This is a genomic window from Methylobacterium crusticola, from assembly GCF_003574465.1.
Lineage (GTDB): Bacteria > Pseudomonadota > Alphaproteobacteria > Rhizobiales > Beijerinckiaceae > Methylobacterium > Methylobacterium crusticola.
Genome location: NZ_QOWC01000110.1, coordinates 12,670 through 29,431 on the forward strand (window position 1 = coordinate 12,670; position 16,762 = coordinate 29,431).

At 70.9% G+C, this 16,762-nt stretch carries 20 protein-coding genes and 1 tRNA gene; 8 read left to right on the forward strand and 13 right to left on the reverse strand.

The window, feature by feature from the left end; genetic code table 11:
• Positions 1–34: 34 nt before the first annotated feature.
• Genes DT057_RS22850 through DT057_RS22865 form a run of 4 tightly spaced genes read right to left on the reverse strand, consistent with a single transcriptional unit; the run spans position 35 to position 2,939 of the window.
• Positions 35–1,072, reverse strand: a complete 1,038-nt coding sequence (locus DT057_RS22850) for a VOC family protein (protein ID WP_128564410.1) — start codon at positions 1,070–1,072, stop codon at positions 35–37.
• On the reverse strand, positions 1,069–1,971 hold the full coding sequence (locus tag DT057_RS22855) for an SMP-30/gluconolactonase/LRE family protein (RefSeq protein ID WP_128564411.1): 903 nt from the start codon (positions 1,969–1,971) through the stop codon (positions 1,069–1,071). The genes DT057_RS22850 and DT057_RS22855 overlap by 4 nt, the downstream gene beginning before the upstream one ends.
• A gap of 4 nt (positions 1,972–1,975) precedes the next feature.
• Positions 1,976–2,425: a cupin domain-containing protein gene (locus DT057_RS22860; protein ID WP_128564412.1), complete on the reverse strand. Its 450-nt coding sequence runs from the start codon at positions 2,423–2,425 to the stop codon at positions 1,976–1,978.
• Between the two features lie 43 nt (positions 2,426–2,468).
• The gene (locus DT057_RS22865) at positions 2,469–2,939 is read right to left on the reverse strand and encodes a DoxX family protein (protein WP_128564413.1); all 471 of its coding nucleotides are present in this window, start codon (positions 2,937–2,939) and stop codon (positions 2,469–2,471) included.
• 139 nt (positions 2,940–3,078) lie between these two features.
• Here DT057_RS22865 and DT057_RS22870 point away from each other — a divergent pair, with 139 nt between their 5' ends.
• Together DT057_RS22870 and DT057_RS22875 are read left to right on the forward strand one after the other, a co-directional pair.
• The gene (locus tag DT057_RS22870; RefSeq protein WP_128564414.1) at positions 3,079–4,650 is read left to right on the forward strand and encodes a GMC oxidoreductase; all 1,572 of its coding nucleotides are present in this window, start codon (positions 3,079–3,081) and stop codon (positions 4,648–4,650) included.
• Between the two features lie 193 nt (positions 4,651–4,843).
• Positions 4,844–6,127, forward strand: coding sequence for an ArgE/DapE family deacylase (locus DT057_RS22875; protein ID WP_128564415.1), 1,284 nt, complete (start codon positions 4,844–4,846; stop codon positions 6,125–6,127).
• Positions 6,128–6,259: 132 nt separating this feature from the next.
• On the opposite strand, the gene DT057_RS22880 is transcribed toward DT057_RS22875, so the two are convergent.
• Positions 6,260–6,631: a hypothetical protein gene (locus DT057_RS22880; protein ID WP_128564416.1), complete on the reverse strand. Its 372-nt coding sequence runs from the start codon at positions 6,629–6,631 to the stop codon at positions 6,260–6,262.
• A gap of 139 nt (positions 6,632–6,770) precedes the next feature.
• Here DT057_RS22880 and yciA point away from each other — a divergent pair, with 139 nt between their 5' ends.
• The 3 genes from yciA (at position 6,771) to DT057_RS22895 (ending at position 8,253) form a co-directional block, all read left to right on the forward strand.
• Positions 6,771–7,181, forward strand: coding sequence for an acyl-CoA thioester hydrolase YciA (yciA, locus tag DT057_RS22885; RefSeq protein WP_128564425.1), 411 nt, complete (start codon positions 6,771–6,773; stop codon positions 7,179–7,181).
• Complete coding sequence (locus DT057_RS22890; RefSeq protein WP_128564417.1) at positions 7,178–7,522, forward strand: YkgJ family cysteine cluster protein; 345 nt, start codon at positions 7,178–7,180, stop codon at positions 7,520–7,522. The genes yciA and DT057_RS22890 overlap by 4 nt, the downstream gene beginning before the upstream one ends.
• 347 nt (positions 7,523–7,869) lie before the next feature.
• Positions 7,870–8,253, forward strand: coding sequence for a nuclear transport factor 2 family protein (locus DT057_RS22895; protein WP_128564426.1), 384 nt, complete (start codon positions 7,870–7,872; stop codon positions 8,251–8,253).
• 223 nt (positions 8,254–8,476) lie between these two features.
• Here the strand turns inward: DT057_RS22895 and gcvA are convergent, their stop codons facing one another.
• Positions 8,477–9,364 carry a transcriptional regulator GcvA gene (gene gcvA, locus DT057_RS22900; RefSeq protein WP_128564418.1) on the reverse strand — a complete coding sequence of 296 codons (888 nt, stop codon included), beginning with the start codon at positions 9,362–9,364 and terminating at the stop codon, positions 8,477–8,479.
• A 95-nt stretch (positions 9,365–9,459) separates the two neighbouring features.
• Between gcvA and DT057_RS22905 the strand changes: the two genes are divergently transcribed.
• Both DT057_RS22905 and DT057_RS22910 read left to right on the forward strand, forming a co-directional pair.
• On the forward strand, positions 9,460–10,416 hold the full coding sequence (locus DT057_RS22905) for a zinc-dependent alcohol dehydrogenase family protein (RefSeq protein ID WP_128564419.1): 957 nt from the start codon (positions 9,460–9,462) through the stop codon (positions 10,414–10,416).
• 528 nt (positions 10,417–10,944) lie between these two features.
• On the forward strand, positions 10,945–11,970 hold the full coding sequence (locus DT057_RS22910) for a calcium-binding protein (protein ID WP_128564420.1): 1,026 nt from the start codon (positions 10,945–10,947) through the stop codon (positions 11,968–11,970).
• A 79-nt stretch (positions 11,971–12,049) separates the two neighbouring features.
• Here DT057_RS22910 and DT057_RS22915 read toward each other — a convergent pair whose 3' ends face one another.
• Together DT057_RS22915 and DT057_RS22920 are read right to left on the reverse strand one after the other, a co-directional pair.
• A complete protein-coding gene (locus DT057_RS22915; protein WP_128564421.1) occupies positions 12,050–12,271 on the reverse strand; it encodes a hypothetical protein in 222 nt (73 codons plus the stop codon).
• Positions 12,272–12,743: 472 nt separating this feature from the next.
• Positions 12,744–12,833: transfer RNA gene (locus tag DT057_RS22920), tRNA-Ser, on the reverse strand.
• A 389-nt stretch (positions 12,834–13,222) separates the two neighbouring features.
• On the opposite strand from DT057_RS22920, the gene DT057_RS22925 reads away from it, so the two are divergent.
• The gene (locus tag DT057_RS22925; protein WP_128564422.1) at positions 13,223–13,627 is read left to right on the forward strand and encodes a response regulator; all 405 of its coding nucleotides are present in this window, start codon (positions 13,223–13,225) and stop codon (positions 13,625–13,627) included.
• 144 nt (positions 13,628–13,771) lie between these two features.
• Here the strand turns inward: DT057_RS22925 and DT057_RS22930 are convergent, their stop codons facing one another.
• The 5 genes from DT057_RS22930 to DT057_RS22950 form a co-directional block, all read right to left on the reverse strand.
• A complete protein-coding gene (locus DT057_RS22930) occupies positions 13,772–14,011 on the reverse strand; it encodes a hypothetical protein (RefSeq protein WP_238313040.1) in 240 nt (79 codons plus the stop codon).
• 211 nt (positions 14,012–14,222) lie between these two features.
• Positions 14,223–14,432 (reverse strand): hypothetical protein, encoded by a 210-nt coding sequence (locus tag DT057_RS22935; RefSeq protein WP_128564423.1) that lies wholly within the window; start codon positions 14,430–14,432, stop codon positions 14,223–14,225.
• A 150-nt stretch (positions 14,433–14,582) separates the two neighbouring features.
• Entirely contained in the window at positions 14,583–15,599 is a 1,017-nt protein-coding gene (locus DT057_RS22940) for an ABC transporter substrate-binding protein (RefSeq protein WP_128564424.1), read from the reverse strand.
• A 74-nt stretch (positions 15,600–15,673) separates the two neighbouring features.
• The gene (locus DT057_RS36890) at positions 15,674–15,847 is read right to left on the reverse strand and encodes a hypothetical protein (protein WP_244937389.1); all 174 of its coding nucleotides are present in this window, start codon (positions 15,845–15,847) and stop codon (positions 15,674–15,676) included.
• Positions 15,848–16,236: 389 nt separating this feature from the next.
• Positions 16,237–16,762: TCP-1/cpn60 chaperonin family protein (locus DT057_RS22950; RefSeq protein WP_276469428.1), on the reverse strand; the 526-nt coding region annotated here is incomplete at its 5' end.

Below are 16,762 nucleotides of genomic sequence, written 5' to 3' on the forward strand. Positions count from 1 at the left end.
CGGCTCCCCGGCCCGCGCTGCGCCGGCCGGCGCATCAATCCTCCGCCGCCGTCAGCCACAGGAGGTGCCCGTCCGGGTCGCGCAGCAGCGCGTCGCCGCCCCCGTCCGGGCGCGGGACCGGCCCGGGCGCGACCAGCCTTTCCGCGTGGGCCGCACAGGCCCGGGCGAGGGCGTGTCCCGCGAGCGCCAGGACGAGGCGCGTGGCCGCCACGTCGCCGACGCCCGGCGCCGGCCCGGCCCGGTCGAAGGCCCCGCGGTAGCAGAGCAGCTCGACGTGGGGGGTGGGATCGCCCGGGAAGCCGAGGCCCGTGACCTCGACGGTCGGGTCGGCGATCCCGTCGAGCCGGGCCTGCTCGGGCCCGACATTCAGCGAGCGCGCCACGACCGCGAGCCCGAGGGATTCGTAGAAGGCGACGCTGCGGGCGGTGTCCGCCACCGAGACCGCCGAGTGGTCGAGGCCGAGGCAGACTTCCTCGGCGCCGGAACGACGCCGGTCCTGGGTGTCGGAACGACGCCAGACCGGCGGGACCGCGTCGGGCGCGAAGGCCAGGAACTCGAGGGGGTGCCCCTCCGGGTCGCGGAACTTGAACGCCGTCACGCCGCCCGAGGAGGCGGGCAGCCGCACCGGCCCGTCCGCCGAGATCGGCCGCCAGCCGGGCTCCCGGGCGAGGCGCGCCACGGCCGCGGCCATGTCCGAGACGACGATGGCGCAGTGCTGGAACAGCGGGCTCCACCCCGGCACGTCGCCCGGGTAGGGTCGGCCCGCGGGCGCGGCGGCGGCAAGGTCGAGGCGCTGCGCGCCGAGGCGCAGGGGAACCGTGCGCGCCGCCCCGGGCCGTCCCGCCCCGGGCAGGCCCGGCAGGACCGCGCCGGGCCCTGCTCCCGGGTCGGGCCCTGCTCCCGGGTCGGGTCCTGCTCCCGGCTCGGGTCCTGCTCCCGGGTCGGGTCCTGCGTCCGCGTCGAGTCCTGCGCCGGTGTCGGGCTCGAAGCCGAGGGCGCGGGTGAAGAAGCCCGAGAGCGCCTCCGGATCGGCGCAGGTGAGCACGATGCGGGCGAGGCGGCCGGCGCTCACGGCGACTGCACGCCGCGGCGGTTGAGGAAGATGGCGTAGAGGGTGTGGGAGCCGCCGATGAACAGCCGGCTCTTCGACGGGCCCCCGAAGGTCAGGTTCGAGACCGGGTGCGGCACCCGGATCTTGCCCATCAGCCGGCTCTCCGGGCTGATGCAGTGCACCCCGTCCCCGGCGCTCGACCAGACATTGCCGTCCTCGTCCACCCGCATCCCGTCGCAGTAGCCCGGCGCGACCGTGTGGAAGACGGCGCCGCCCGAGAGGGCGCCGTCGGGCCCGACGTCGAACACCCGGATGTGCTGGCGCGGGTTCGGCCGCGTCTGGTCGCCCGTCTCCGCCACGTAGAGCCGGCGCTCGTCGGGCGAGAAGGCGAGGCCGTTCGGCCCGTCGAAATCCCCCGCCGCCACCCGGATCTCGCCGCTCGCCGGGTCGAAGCGGTAGAGCGCGGGCGGCTGCTCGGATTCCTGCCGGCCGCCCTCGTAGTCGTTGGCGATGCCGTAGACCGGGTCGCTGAACCAGATCGTGCCGTCGGACTTCACCACCACGTCGTTGGGGGAGTTCAGGCGCCGTCCCGCGTGGTGGGTGACGAGCGTGGTGACGCGGCCGTCGTGCTCGATGCGGTCGATGCAGCGCCCGCGGTGCGAGCAGGCGATCAGCCGCCCCTGCCGGTCGCGGGTCTGGCCGTTGGCGTAGTTCGAGGGCTGCCGGTAGACCGAGAAGCCCGCGCCCTCGATCCACCGCATGGTGCGGTTGCGCGGCAGGTCCTGGAAGAGGAGGCAGTCCGCGTCGCCCATCCAGACCGGCCCCTCGATCCAGCGGAACCCCGAGCCGAGCGCCTCCAGGGGGGCGTTGGCGAGCACGTAGCGGGCGAAGCGCTCGTCGTGGACCTCGAACCCCTCCATGGCGTCACCGGAACCGGCAGGCGGCGCCGACCGTCGGCGGGCTGTCGTACTGCACGATCATCAGGACGGCCGGCGCGTCCCCGACCGTGCCCGACAGGTGCCCGCGCTTGCCGCCGACCTCCCGGGTGTTCTGGTCCTCGCCGAAGGAGATCTCGCCGGGCCCCATCTCGACCCGCGTGCCGTCCATGGCCTCGACGAACCAGCGGCCCGAGATCGGGATGATCCATTGCGGCCTGGGGTTCTCGTGCCAGTCCCCGGTCCAGCCCACGGGCTGCACCGTGACGAACACCGTCGCGCCGTCGTGCACCTTGCTCCCCTGCCATTGCGGCGCGGCGGGCGGCGACATCGACTTCTGCTCGAACTCGGTCAGGTGGCAGCGGGTCTGGTGGCTGACGCCGTCCGGGTCGGTCCAGAGGTGCCAGTAGGGGATCGTCGGCGTCGGTTCGTGGCTCATGGTCGGATCTCGCTGTCGCGGGACGGCCGGAATCCGCCGGCGCTCACGGCCGGGGCTCGCCGATGCGGTAGGGGTGGGAGGAGGCGAGGGGATCGGCGAAGAACCGCTCGACGGTCCCGGCGCCCGTCCCGAACGTCACGAGCAGGAACCCGCCCGCGAGGGCGAGATTCTTCCAGAAGTCCCAGAACAGCTCGCGGCCCCGGCCGCCCGCCCAGAAGTCGCCGGGCGCCCAGAACTGCTTCCAGAGCAGCGCGGTGACGCCGCAATAGCCCGCGAGCACGAAGGCCGCGGCCCGGTCGGCGATGCCCGTGAGGATGCCGAGGGACATCACCACCTCGACGAAGAGCCCGGCCAGGATCAGGGCGGTGGCCGGGGCGGTCGCGTGCACCGCCTGCTTCGCCTGGCCCACCGCGCCCTTGAAGTTGAGGATCTTGTCGAGGGCGCTGAACGGCAGGAACAGCATCACGAGGAGGAGCCGGACCGCGAACGCGATCGCGATGCTGAGGGACGCCATCGTTCCGGAACCTCGCTGTCGGGGACGCGCCCCGCGTCCCGAAAAGCAAACTGGGGCAGGATCGACGTCCGGGCCAGTCCCGCCGTATGACTTCTGGCGAGGATGGTTCGGTCAGGCGGGCCCAGAGGGAGCGTGAGCGATGGACGAGAGCCGGCACTACGACGTCGTCATCATCGGCTCCGGCCCGGGCGGCGGCACCATGGCGTGGCGCCTGGCCCAGACCGGCAAGCGCGTCCTGCTCCTCGAGCGCGGCGACTACCTGCCCCGCGAGCGCGAGAACTGGGACAGCCAGGCGGTGTTCGTGGACGCGCGCTACCAGACCTCCGAGACCTGGTACGGCGCCGACGGCGCGGGCTTCCACCCGGGCCTGCACTACTACGTCGGCGGCAACAGCAAGGTCTACGGCGCGGTCCTGCTGCGGCTGCGCGAGCGGGACTTTGGCGCGATCCGCCACGCCGACGGCGTCTCGCCCGAGTGGCCGCTGAAGTACGACGTGTTCGAGCCCTACTACCAGGCCGCCGAGGAGCTCTACCACGTCCACGGCCTGCGCGGCGAGGACCCGACCGAGCCGCCGGCGCCCAAGCCCTACGCCTACCCGCCGGTGAGCCACGAGCCGCGCATCCAGGCGCTCTTCGACGGGCTGAAGCGCGAGGGGCACCGGCCCTTCCACCTGCCGGTGGGCGTGCTGCTGGACGAGCGCGACGGCAAGCCGCTGCCGCACTCGGCCTGCATCCGCTGCGACGCGTTCGACGGCTATCCCTGCCTCACCAACGGCAAGGCCGACGCCCAGGTGATCTGCGTCGACCCGGCCCTGAGGGCGCACCCGAACCTGACCCTGATGACGGGCTCCTACGTGGAGCGCCTCGTCACCGATCCGGCCGGCCGCACGGTCACGGGCGTCGAGGTGCGGCGGGGCGAGGCCACCGAGACCTACGCGGGCGACCTCGTGGTGGTGGCCTGCGGGGCGCTCTCCTCGGCCCTGCTCCTGCTGCGCTCGGCCAGCGACGCCCACCCGCACGGCCTCGCCAACGGCTCGGGCCAGGTCGGCCGCAACTACATGCGGCACAACAACGCGACGGTGCTGGCCATCTCGCGCTCGCCGAACCCGACGAAGTTCCAGAAGACCCTCGGCCTCAACGACTTCTACTTCGGCGCCGACGACTGGGAGTTCCCCCTCGGCCACATCCAGATGGTCGGCAAGTCCGACGGGGTGCAGATCCACGGCGAGGGCCTGCCGGGCTTCCTGCAATGGTTCCCCGAGAAACCCTTCGACTGGCTCGCCAAGCACTCCCTCGACTTCTGGCTGACCGCCGAGGACCTGCCGCGGCCGGAGAACCGGGTCTTCTACGAGAACGGCCGGGTCCGGCTCGACCTGACCCAGACGAACGAGGAGGCGATGCACCGGCTGAAGGGGAAGCTGCGCGACCTCTGCGGCAAGCTCGACGTGCACCCGCAGCTGTTCGACCGCTCCCTCTACCTCGGCAAGGACGTGCCGATCGGCGGCACGGCGCACCAGGCCGGCACGCTCCGGTTCGGCACCGATCCGGCGACCTCGGTGCTCGACCTCGACTGCAAGGCGCACGAGCTCGACAACCTCTACGTCACGGATGCGAGCTTCTTCCCGTCGATCGGTGCCGTGAACCCGACGCTCACCATCATCGCGAACGCCTTGCGCGTCGGCGACCACCTGGCGCGCCGGCTGGGGGCGTGAGCCGGGCGGCGGCCGGCGCGGCCGCCGCGGCCGGCCCGGCCGCCGGGACCGGCCCCCGGCAACCCCGGCCCTTGTCCCGCGCGGCCCGGGCGAACATGGTCTCACGCGGGCGCGCCCTCCCGCGCCCGCCGACGCCCGGCCCCCGCGCCGGGGCCGGGCGCTCCTCGCGCCAAGGACCCATCAAGGACCCGCCATGAATCCGGACCCCGCCCTCCTGGACCGCATCGCGGCCTCCGTCGCCGACGGCTTCGCCGACCAGGTCGCCCACACCCAGGCCCTGGTGCGGTTCCCCTCGACCCGCGGCAACGAGCAGGCGATCCAGGACTTCGTCTTCCGCAGCTTCCGCGACCGCGGCCTCGCGATGGACCGCTTCGACATCGACCGGGCCCTGATCGAGGCGCATCCGGGCGGCGCGCCGGTCACGCCCGAGCATTCCGACGCGCCGATCGTCGTCGGCATCCACCGGCCGCGCACGGAGGCGGGCCGCTCCCTGATCCTCCAGGCCCACGTGGACGTGGTGCCGCCGGGGCCCGCCGACCTCTGGACCCGGGGCCCCTTCGACCCCGCCTGCGAGGGCGACTGGCTCTACGGGCGCGGCGGCGCCGACATGAAGGCGGGCCACGCCGCCAACCTCTTCGCCCTCGACGCCCTGCGGCGCATCGGGCTCCAGCCGGCCGCCACCGTGACGGTGCAATCGGTGGTCGAGGAGGAATCCACCGGCAACGGCGCGCTCATGACCCACCTGCGCGGCTACCGGGCCGACGCGGTGCTGATCCCCGAGCCCGAGGAGGAGATGCTGGTGCGGGCCAACACGGGCGTCCTGTGGTTCCAGGTCGAGGTCCGCGGCCAGCCGGTGCACGTGCGCGAGATGGGCAGCGGCGCCAACGCGATCGACGCCACCTACCGGGTGATCGGGGCCTTGCGCGAACTGGAGGCGCGCTGGAACGAGGACCGGGCCGGCCGGCCGCATTTCGAGGCCGAGGCGCACCCGATCAACCTGAACATCGGCAAGATCGAGGGGGGCGACTGGGCCTCCTCGGTGCCGGCCTGGTGCCGGATCGACTGCCGCATCGCCCTCTATCCCGGCATCGCCGCCGCGCAGGCCGCCCGGGAGGTCGAGGCCGCCGTCGCGGCCTTCGCCCGGACCGACCGCTTCCTCTCGAACAGCCCGCCGCGCGTGACCTTCAACGGCTTCCACGCCGAGGGCTACGTGCTGCCGGAGGGCTCCGAGGCCGAGGCGGTGCTGGGCCGGGCCCACCGGGCCGCGACCGGGAGCGCGCTGCGCAGCTTCATGACCGCCGGCTACCTCGATACCCGGGTGCACGCCCTCTACGACAAGGTGCCGGCCCTCTGCTACGGGCCGATCAGCGAGAACATCCACGGCTTCGACGAGCGGGTGAGCCTCCGCTCCCTCGCCCGCATCACCACCGCGATGGCGCTCTTCATCGCCGAGTGGTGCGGGACGGAGCCCGCCTGACCGGGCGCCGGGCCGGCGCGGTCCGCCGCGCGCCGGCAGGCGCGATCCGCCGCGCCGGCAGGCGCGGCCCGGAGCCGGCGCGGAGAACCGGCGCCGTGCGCCGGCCCGGGCCGGCCCGCCGGAGCCCCGTCCTCAGTCGAAGCTGCGGCCCTTCGCGGCCGAGCCGCCCAGGCTGATCTTGCGGGTCTGGGGTGCCGCCGGCGCGGCGGCCGCGGGCTTGGTCGGCGGCAGGTGGGCCTGCCCGTGGATGACCGCGCCGATCTCGCCGGCCGCCTTGACGAGGTCGTCCTTCTCGCAGGTGCGCGCCACGGTGAGCCCGAGGGTGTGGGTGTGGCTCTTGGCGTACAGGTAGGCGGCGAGCTTGGCCCGCGTCGGCGCCGGCAGCTTGGCGAGGAGGTCCGGCAGGTCCTCCGGGTCGGCGCGGTAGATCGCCCCGAGCGTCGTGAGGGGAACCGGGCAGTCGCGCTCGGCTTCGGCGCCGCTGGTGGGGTGGCCCTGGATCATGGTCGGTCCTTCGGCTGAGTCGCGCGCGAGTCTAGGGCCGTTCGCAGGCGCAAGGAACCGGCCCGTCGCGTTCCCTTCCGCCCTCCCCAGGCGGCCGGAATCCCGTATGGTGGCGCACGAGACGGGGGCCAGGGACGCCATGGGCGAGACGGACGATCCGACGAGCGCGGCCACGACGACGCACGGCGACCTCACCGTGCGGACGATCGCGATGCCGGCCGACACCAACGCCAACGGCGACATCTTCGGCGGCTGGGTCATGTCGCAGATGGACCAGGCCGGCGGCATCGCGGGAGTCGAGCGGGCGCAGGGGCGCGTGGTCACGGTGTCGGTGGAGGGGATGGCCTTCCTGCGCCCGGTCCGGGTCGGGGACGTGCTCTGCGTCTACACCCGCGTCGTCGCGACGGGCCGCACCTCGATGAAGATCCAGATCGAGGCCTGGGCCCGGCGCTTCCGGACCCGGAGCCGCGAGAAGGTCACGGAGGGGACGTTCACCTTCGTGGCGATCGACGACGAGGGCCGTCCGCGCCCGATCCCGCCCCTCCCGTGACCGGGACGGCGGACGGGGAGCCCCCGGCGGCCGCGTTCGCCTGCCAGAGCTGCGGCGCCTGCTGCGCCTACTCGGCCGAGTGGCCGCGCTTCAGCACCGAGGAGGACGAGGAGATCGCCCGGATCCCGGCGGAGTTCGTGGACGACGCCGCCGGCCGCATGCGCTGCGACGGCGACCGCTGCAGCGCGCTCTCCGGCACGGTCGGCCGCACCGTCGCCTGCCGGGTCTACGCCGTGCGGCCGGAAGTGTGCCGGGTCTGCGAGCCCGGCGACCCCGAGTGCCTCATGGCGCGGCGCCGCTTCGGCCTCTCGGGTCTGGATCCGTCCAGCTCGACCGTGTGACGGGCTGGCGAGGGTGGATGTCTGCGCGTCCGCTTCCGGACGATGTTCCGATCGAAGCTGACGCCGCGATACGGCGCCGCCCGTCCGGCTCTTCTCACCGACCGTGTCCGCAGATACCCTCGCAACCGGGATCGCCATCCCAAGAGGATGTGCCGTGCCGGACGGAACGACCGTCGTGAAGCCTGCTGAACCGGACTGCGACCGCCTATGACGCGCCTCCGGGTCGTGCTGGAGCCACCGGCACCCTAGAGGCGATCGCTCGACGTCGGCAACCTGCGCCAGGTGGCGTGATGACCGTCCGCTGGCGCGTCGCGATCAGTCGGCGCTGCGCGGCTCAGGGAGACAGCATGAGCGATCTCGTGCAGAACAAGGCGAACGTGATCGCCTTCTATGAGCTGATGTTCAACGACGGTCAGCCGCGCGAGGCGATCGCGCGTTACGTCGGCCGTGAGTACATTCAGCACAATCCGCATGTGGCGACCGGTCAGGACGGCTTCATCGCGTATTTCGAGCGCATGGCGCGGGAGTGGCCGGGCAAGCGGGTCGAGATCAAGCGGGCTATTGCCGAGGGCGATTTGGTCGTCCTGCACTGTCTCCAGCATTGGCCAGGCAACAACGACTACGCGGCCATCGATATTTTTCGGCTCGATGTCGACGGAAAGATCGTCGAGCATTGGGACGTGATGCAAACCCTGCCCGAGACGTCCGCCAATCCGAATGGAATGTTCTGATTGGCGCGTGTTCTCTTCCAGCCCTCGCCTGCGATCGTCGGACGGCAATCCTGCCGGCTCGGGGTCGAAGGCCGGCACGGGCGATGTCCCACGATGCGGATGATAATTGCAGTCGGACCACCGTGTCGCTGCCGGTGGCCCCTTGCTGCAGGCCTGAGGGCTACGCCTCGTTCCGGTTCACGCATGAGCGAGGGACGAGGGAGTCAGTGTCGGGGCCGCCTGGTCACACGGCCGCGGAGCCGAGCCAGTCGACCAGCTTCCCGACATCCCCCGTCCGGGCCGGATGTCGCGGGTGGACAACCCAGTAGGGATGGGCGTCGAGCACCGGCCCGAAGGGCTGAACCAGCGCGCCGCTCGCCAGGTCGTCGGCGGCGAGCACGAGTGACAGGAGCGCTATCCCCTGACCCGCGATCGCGGCCTGGATGACGTGTCCTTCGTCACTGAATCGAATGCCCGCGGCCTCATTGACACCGGTGATCCCGGCCTGCCGCAGCCAGGCGCGCCATGTCGGCGTCTCGTCGGTCGGGTGGGGCCACTCGAAGTGCAGCAGCGGGCAGCTTGCCAGATCTCTCTCGGATCGAACCGCGAGGCGCGGACTGCAAGCGGGCGCGACCCGGTCGACCACCAGCCTGTGGCCGTCGAGGTCCGGGTAGGGACCGGGCCCGTATCGGACGGCGACGTCTACCCCGTCGCGAGCGAAGTCCACCAGGCTGTCGGACGCGTGCAAACGCAGATCGCAGCCGGGATGGGCGGCGCGAAAGTCGGCGAGCCGTGGCACGAGCCACTTCGCGACGAAGGCGGTCGGCGCCGAGAGCGTGAGAACGCCGGCCGAGGGCCGGCCCCGGATCTGGTCGATGGCGTCGGCGAAGGCGTCGAAGCCGTCGCGAAGCACGGGCAGCAGCACGGCCCCCTCGGCTGTGAGCCGGACCCGACGCGTCTCGCGGTGGAAGAGGCGAAGCCCCAAGGTCTGTTCGAGGAGCCGGATCTGATGGCTGATGGCGGTCGCCGTGACGCCCAGCTCGTCGGCGGCACCGCGGAAGCTCAGGCGGCGCGCGGCCGCCTCGAAGGCCCGCAGCGCCGCGAGCGGGGGAAGCGCTCTCCGCATCGTCATGGCTGAATGTAGCTCATCCGTCCCGTGAGGAGAACGCGTTCGTCATCCGGCACCCCGGCTGACACAAGGGCGCCTGCCAGGGACAGGAGGCTCACTTGAAAGCCATGGTGTTGACGAGGTTCGGCGGGCCGGACAGCTTCGAGCTCCGGGACCTTCCCGACCCCCGGCCGGGACCCCGGCAGGTCCGCGTGGCGGTGCATGCGACGTCGATCAACCCGCTCGACTGCCAGATCCGCCGCGGTGACTACGCCGACCAGGTCGAACTTCCCGCCGTCATCGGGCACGACGTCTCCGGGGTGGTCGACCAGATCGGATCCGACGTGACGGAGTTCAGGGTCGGGGATGAGGTCTATTACACGCCGCGGATCTTCGGCGGGCCGGGATCGTACGCGGAATACCACGTGGCGGACGCCGGCATCGTGGCGCGCAAGCCGGTCAACCTGAGTCATGCCGAGGCCGCGAGCGTCAGCCTCGTCGGCGTGACCGTCTGGGAAGCGCTGGTCGAGCGCGCCCGATTGCAGGTGACCGAGACGGTCCTGATCCATGGCGGTGCGGGGGGCGTCGGGGCCGTCGCCGTGCAGGTCGCGAAGGCTATCGGCGCGCGGGTCCTGGCGACGGCGCGCGGCAGCGACGCGGCGCTCGTCGAACGGCTCGGTGCCTCGACCGTCATCGATTTCGAGCGCGAGGACGACGTGGACGCCGTCCATCGCCTGACCGAAGGCCGGGGCGTCGACGTCGTCCTGGATACGATCGGGCGCGACACGCTCTCGCGTTCCCCCCGCATCCTCCGCGAGGACGGGCGAGTGGTCACCCTGGTCGACACCGCGACGCCCCAGAACCTCATCGACGCCTGGGGCCGGAACGCGACCTACCACTTCGTCTTCTCTCGCCAGAATGGCAGCAAGCTCGACGCCCTCACGCGCCTCCTCGAGCGAGGCCTGGTGGTGCCGCAAGTCGGCTCGGAATTTCCCCTCGATGCGGTCGCACGCGCCCACGCGCGCTCGGAGGAGGGTCGGCTCAGGGGCAAGATCGTGCTTCGGGTCAGAGACTGACGCCGCAGGATCCCTGCCGGAGACCCCCGAGGAACGCGCAGGGGGCGATCAGGTAGACCCGCCGCAGCATGTCGCCGGAACATCCGACGTAGGCTTTTGCCAGCTGCTCGCTCTGCGCCGAGCGAGCAGCGGGTCGTGAAAGTCCTGACCAACCAGGAAGATCGTGGTCCTCCACTTCGTGGACGCTCGGCCATATGTCTGTGTCACATGCTTAAGCTAAGTGAGTACATTTGCCGCAGCATTCACGAGAATCACCGGTGAAGCTGGGAGCTACACAGTGTCATCAATGAGCTTAAGCGTAATCAGTCGCGCAAACTTCAGATAAATCTCTGCCTGAAAAAGGCAAAATGCCATTGTATGTAGAAGGAGATTGCTCCAGGAAGGAGCTTTGATAGGGCTACTGTGGATTACGACAAGTTACTAGTACATAAATTTTTTCACCTCGTTTCTTGATCTAGGTTGGCGAATTCTTCCAGATTGTGCGGAGTCGTACTCCGGTCTGCCGTCTGGCAGAAGGGAGAAAACGCCATGGCATTGATTGACGGTACGCCCGGACCCGACCAGCTCATCGGCACAAATGGTGGGGACGTCATCAACGGTCAGGCCGGGAACGACGTCCTCCTCGGTCTGCTCGGAGACGACCAAATCAACGGAGGGCCCGGGTTCGATCGGATCGACGGGCAGGATGGCAACGACGTTCTCGACGGCGGCGACGACCTCGACTACATCGCGGGCGGGCCGGGCAACGACACGATCTACGGCCGGGCCGGCAACGACCAGCTCATCGGTGAGGCCGGCGACGATACGATCTACGGCAACGAGGGCGACGACTACGCCGCCGGCAACCCGGGCAACGACACCTTGTACGGTGGCGCCGGCAATGACTTCTTCGTCGGAGAGGCAGGTGTCGATCTCGTGTACGGCGAGGACGGCGACGACTTTGTGGCTGGTGGCGACGACACCGACTTCGTGTTCGGCGGCGCCGGCAACGACCTCGTTGATGGCGATCTCGGCAATGATCAGCTTTATGGCGATTCCGGCAACGACGTTGTCTTCGGCGACGCCGGCGACGATCGTGTCCTGGGCGGCGATGGGAACGACAAGGTGCTCGGCGGCCTGGGCAATGACATCGTCTTCGGAGAACTCGGCGACGATCAGGTGTTCGGTGAGGAAGGCAGCGACTTCCTGGGTGCGGGCGCCGGCAACGACTACCTGTCGGGCGGGGCCGGTGACGACTGGCTGTTCGGCGAGGACGGCAGCGACGCGCTGTTCGGGAACGCCGGCAACGACAACTTGATCGGCGGCAGCGGCTCGGACGCGTTCGCGTTCGGGGCCGGGGATGGTGCCGATTACGTGTTCGACTTCGTCACGGGCGGCTCGGAGCGCGACGTGATCGCGTTCAACAACGGCGCGTTCGCGTCGTTCGCTCAAGTGCAGGCGGCGAGCCAGCAGGTCGGTGCCGACGTCGTGATCGCGTACGGTACGGGCGACACGATCACTCTGCGGACGACCCAGCTCTCAACCCTGACAGCAGACAACTTCACCTTCAGCTGATGAGAACGGGCGGCTGGAGGGGACGTCGGTGCTCATCCAGCCGCTCTCGACCTCACCTTCCGCTTCAACGACGCGGCGGTCAGGCGTGCCCGGCATGATCAGCAAACACCCGCCGAGCTTCCGCGCGCAGCACGTCCAGATCGTTCCGAAGCCCGTTGGTCTGCCCGTCCAACTCGTCGATCGACTTGATTTTCCTCGTTTTTTCTAAGAGCTGCTTCACATTCTTCAGTTGCATGTGCCCGACTTGCGGTAGCGCGCGCGGTCGAATTCGGTCCAATGCCCGTAGCTGCACGGACTGCATCCATGACGGCGTCCAGATGGGTCGGCATCCGCAGCCCATGATCCTCAAGCCTCAGGACTGCATCGACCAGCGCGCGGACATGGGCGAACGAGCCTGCCTCGCTCCCTAGCCCTTCGCCGAGCACGCACGCCGCCAGAAGGTCAGCGAGCCGCGCCATCCCGAAGTGGCGGCCTTGCGGATCTGACACGTCCGTAGCGAGCCCCGGGCCGCCGCTCACGCGAGCGGGCGAGACCGCTGAGGCGTACCGCGCGAGAGCGGGAGCGAGGCTCGCCGTCGCGGAGCGCTGGCCGCTACTGGCGTGACCCACAGCGTTCTCAACCGGCGCGCATAGTGCCGGTTGGTTCAACTGCGGAGCGTCCACAGGAGTTCGCCGGCATCCGCGCCGATCCGCGTGACGGCTGTGGCTACAAACCTGGGTCAGGCGAAAGCCAAGATGCCTGAACTATTGGGAAAAATTAAAAACAGGAGAATCTGGCGGAGAGAGAGGGATTCGAACCCTCGATACGGTTGCCCGTATACACGCGTTCCAGGCGTGCGCCTTCAACCACTCGGCCACCTCTCCGGGCCCGCCGCGCAGCGCCCGTGGGGCGAGCAGCGCGGCCGGTGCCGTCCTCTAGCGGCGCGCGGGCCGGGGCGCAAGCGCCGGATCGGTGCCGGGCGCGGACTTGAACCGCTCTGCGGGCCGCCGCGCCTCCCGCGAACGCGCTGCGCCGCCTTCCGGTCCCGCACGCCGCAACCTCCCGCAGGAGTGGCGCGTTCCCGCGCGTGCGGATGCGGGGAAGCCCGGGATCCGAGGGCGCGGCCGCCTGCAACCGGCACGGCTCGTCCCTCGTTTCGATCAAGGCCGGCGCGCCGCGGCGGCGGGCCGGGATCGGCCGCGACACTCAACCGGCCCGCCGCGTGGAACGCCCGCCGGGGCGGCCCCCGGCCGGACGGGCCCGACCGGTGAGGATGCGAAACGTGGGGAACGAGAGCGTGAATGCCACAGGAGAGCGGCCCGTCATCCTGGTCGTCGAGGACGAAGCACTGACCATCATGGACCTGAGCGACGTGCTCGACGCGGCCGGCTACGAGGCGCTGCAATCGGCCTCGGCCGAGCGGGCCCTGACGCTGCTGACGAACCGCAACGACGTCGTCGCGCTCATCACCGACGTGGAACTGTCCGGCAAGACCGACGGGTTCGACCTCGCCCGCGCCGCCGCCCAGATGCGGCCGGGCCTGCCCATCGTGGTGGTGTCCGGCCGGGCCAAGCCCGATCCCGAGCGCATGCCCGCGGAGGCGCGCTTCGTCGCGCGCCCGTGCCGGGGCGACGACATCCTCGACGTCCTCAAGACCCTGATGGGGCGGGCGGGATAGGGCCCGTGCCGGCCCCCGCGAGGGGAGCCGCGCGGCCGGGCATGCCCCCCGCGTGGCCGCGACGGCGGTGCCGCCCCCGGTGACCGGTCGGGGGCCCCGGCCGCGCCCCCGGTCGCCGGGCCGCCGCGGAAAAGCCTGGCCGGCTCAGTCGGCCCCGCGGGCCGGGCCCCGGAGCGGGGCGGCGTGGGGCGAGGCCTCCTCGTCGAGCCAGAGCTCGACCGGCGCGCAGGCCGCGCCGAAATCGAGGATCAGGTTGCGCAGCCGGCGCGGCGGCGCGTCGGCTGCCTGGGGCAGGCTGACGACCTCGCCGACCGCCCGCACCACGCCCTCGATCGTCCGCTCGCCCAGCATCATGCGGACGGGTGTGCTCCTCAGCGGCTCCACGGCACCGTCACTCCTCCTCGCGTCGCTGTCCTCCCACAACGCCCACGGCCGGGCGCCGGTCCAGGCGTCCGCGGGGAAGGGTTACGCAAAGATGAGGCGAATCGCGCAGCCTCCTGAATCAGGTGGGCGGCGCATCGATGATCGGGGCCCGTCGGGGGCGGGGAGCCGGGTCTGACTATCGAGTTGCAGAATATTAATTATGCAACTTTTGCTAGAGGCGGCCGCTGGACTTGAGGTCGCGCAGCCGGGCGGCGCCGGTCGCGGCCGGGTCCCGGCCCGGGGCGAGCCTGCGTTCCAGGGCGTCGAGCTGGCGGCTCTGGAGGCGCAGAAGGTGGCGCAGGGACTCGATGCTGGCGTGGAGCGCTCGGGCGTCCTTGAGGGGATCGAGGGGCGAGGCGGGGAGGTGAACCTGAGTCGGCATGCCAGGGAGTGAAGGTCTGACATGGTTAACCGGTCGTGAAGGGGCGGCCGCGGCGCTGCGGCGCCGGCCGGGGCGCGCGGCGCGCCAGTCACGGCGCCCCGATCCCGGACGGGTGCGGAGTCCGTCCGCCCGCCCGGGCCTCGGCGCGTCTCAGCTTCCCGCCCGCTCGCGCAGTGCCGGGATGAACAAATCTGTCCAACTTCCCGGCTTCGTCTTGATGATGCCGGTCCGATGCATGAAGGTGGCGAATTCCATGATCCCGGTCGGCGTCGCCGAGAACTTGCTGTCCGGGTCCTCGAGCATCTGCGCCACCTCGGTCGAGGACACCTTCACCTTCGACGCCTTGGCAAAGATCTCCGCGGTCTCGGCCTTGTGCTCGACGATGAAGGCATTCGCCTCGTCGAGCGCGGCCAGGAAGGCTGCCGTCGTCTTGGGGTTGGCTTCCGTGAAGCGCCTGAGGGCGAACACGACGTCGAGCGTGATGTTGCCGAAGATCTGCGAGGCCTTGAGCACGGTGTGGATCTTCGGGTCGGCGCGCTCGACCTGGGTGAAGGGCGGGGAGGCGAAGTGCGCCACGATCTCGGTCCTGCCCGAGAGCAGGGCCGCGACGGCCTCCGGGTGCGGCAGCCCGACGGTGCTGGCGTCGAGCTTGTTGTAGTTGTCGGCCCCGAACTGCTTGGCCACCGCCATCTGCAGCACCACGGCGGCGAGCGATGTCTTGATGCCCGGGATCGCGATCTTGTCCTTGGCGGTGAAATCGGCGAGGGACTTGATCTCGGGCTTGTTGGTGTTGAGGTCGAGGGCCGTGGTGGACATGCCCGACACACCGATCACCTCGGTCTTCGGGCTGCCGCGCCCCTTGGCCCAGAGCGCCAGGAAGCCCGGCGCGCCGGTGCCCGCGATGTCGAGCGAGCCGGCGATCATGGCGTCGTTGATGACGTTGCCGCCGTCGAGGGTGAGCCACGTGACCTTGACGTCGCCGAGGCCGGCCTTGGCGGCCTGCGCCTCCAGGAACTTCCGGTCCTGCATGACGAACAGCGGCAGGTAGAGGACGCCGTAGCCCTTGGAGATGCGGATCTCCGACACCTCCGCGCGCAGCGGCGCGAGCGAGAGCCCGAGGGCCAGGGCGACCCCGGCCGCGAGCCCGACGAGTGTGCGTGTGAGCATGGTGCGTCTCCCTCCCGGCAGGGTCCCGTTTCCCGGCCCGGTGCCCCGCACAGGGCCCGGGATCCAGGGTGGCGTCAATGCCGCATGCCCCAGCGGCGGATCGTCTTCTCGATGTCGGAGAAGATCACGTTCTCGACGAACCGGCCGATCGGGAACACGGTGAACAATCCGGCGAAGACGTTGGCGGTCTTGAGCGCGTTGCGGTTCCCGATCATGTACCGGTCGAGCCCGCCCGTGCCCGGGGACACCCCGAGGACGAGCTCGGCCGCGCTCGGCGTGTGCCGGGCGGAGGCCCGGCCCACCGTCCAGGCCGGTGAGGATCGACGGGAACGCCGCCGGGATCAGGATGCCGCGCCCGAGGTCGCGCCGGCCGTCATCGAGCCCGGCCATCCGCATCGGGCGCGAGACCGGGCGGAAGCCCGCGCGGGTGTTGCGGGCGATCGCCCACACGATCGTGGAGGAGGACGAACACGACGCTGCCCTGTCCGAGCGCGGCCGGCGCGTCGGCCGCGGGCGGGTGTTCGACGTCGAGCGCACCGGACCCCTGCGCGCCCAGGTGTCCGCGGCGCCTCCCCCGAACGGCAAAGGGGCCGCCTCGCGGCGGCCCCCTCGCTCTCTCGGGTCCGGTCGGCTGGACTTAGAAGTCCATGCCGCCCATGCCGCCGCCGCCCGGCATCGCCGGAGCGCCGCTCTCCTTCTTGGGGGCGTCGGCCACCATCGCCTCGGTGGTGACGAGCAGGCCCGCCACCGACGCCGCGTCCTGGAGCGCCGTGCGCACGACCTTGGCCGGGTCGACGATGCCGGCCTGGATCAGGTCGACGTACTCCTCGGTCTGGGCGTTGAAGCCGTAGGTCTGCGACGAGGTGTTGTCGGTGATCTTGCCGACCACGATCGAGCCCTCGACGCCGGCATTGGCGGCGATCTGGCGGATCGGGGCCTCAAGGGCCTTCAGGACGATCTTGATGCCGGCCTGCACGTCGGCGTTGTCGCTCGACAGGTCCTTGATGGCGCGCTTGGCGAGAAGCAGCGCGACGCCGCCGCCGGGAACGATGCCCTCCTCCACCGCCGCGCGAGTGGCGTGGAGCGCGTCGTCCACGCGGTCCTTCTTCTCCTTCACCTCGACCTCGGTCGCGCCGCCGACGCGGATCACCGCGACGCCGCCC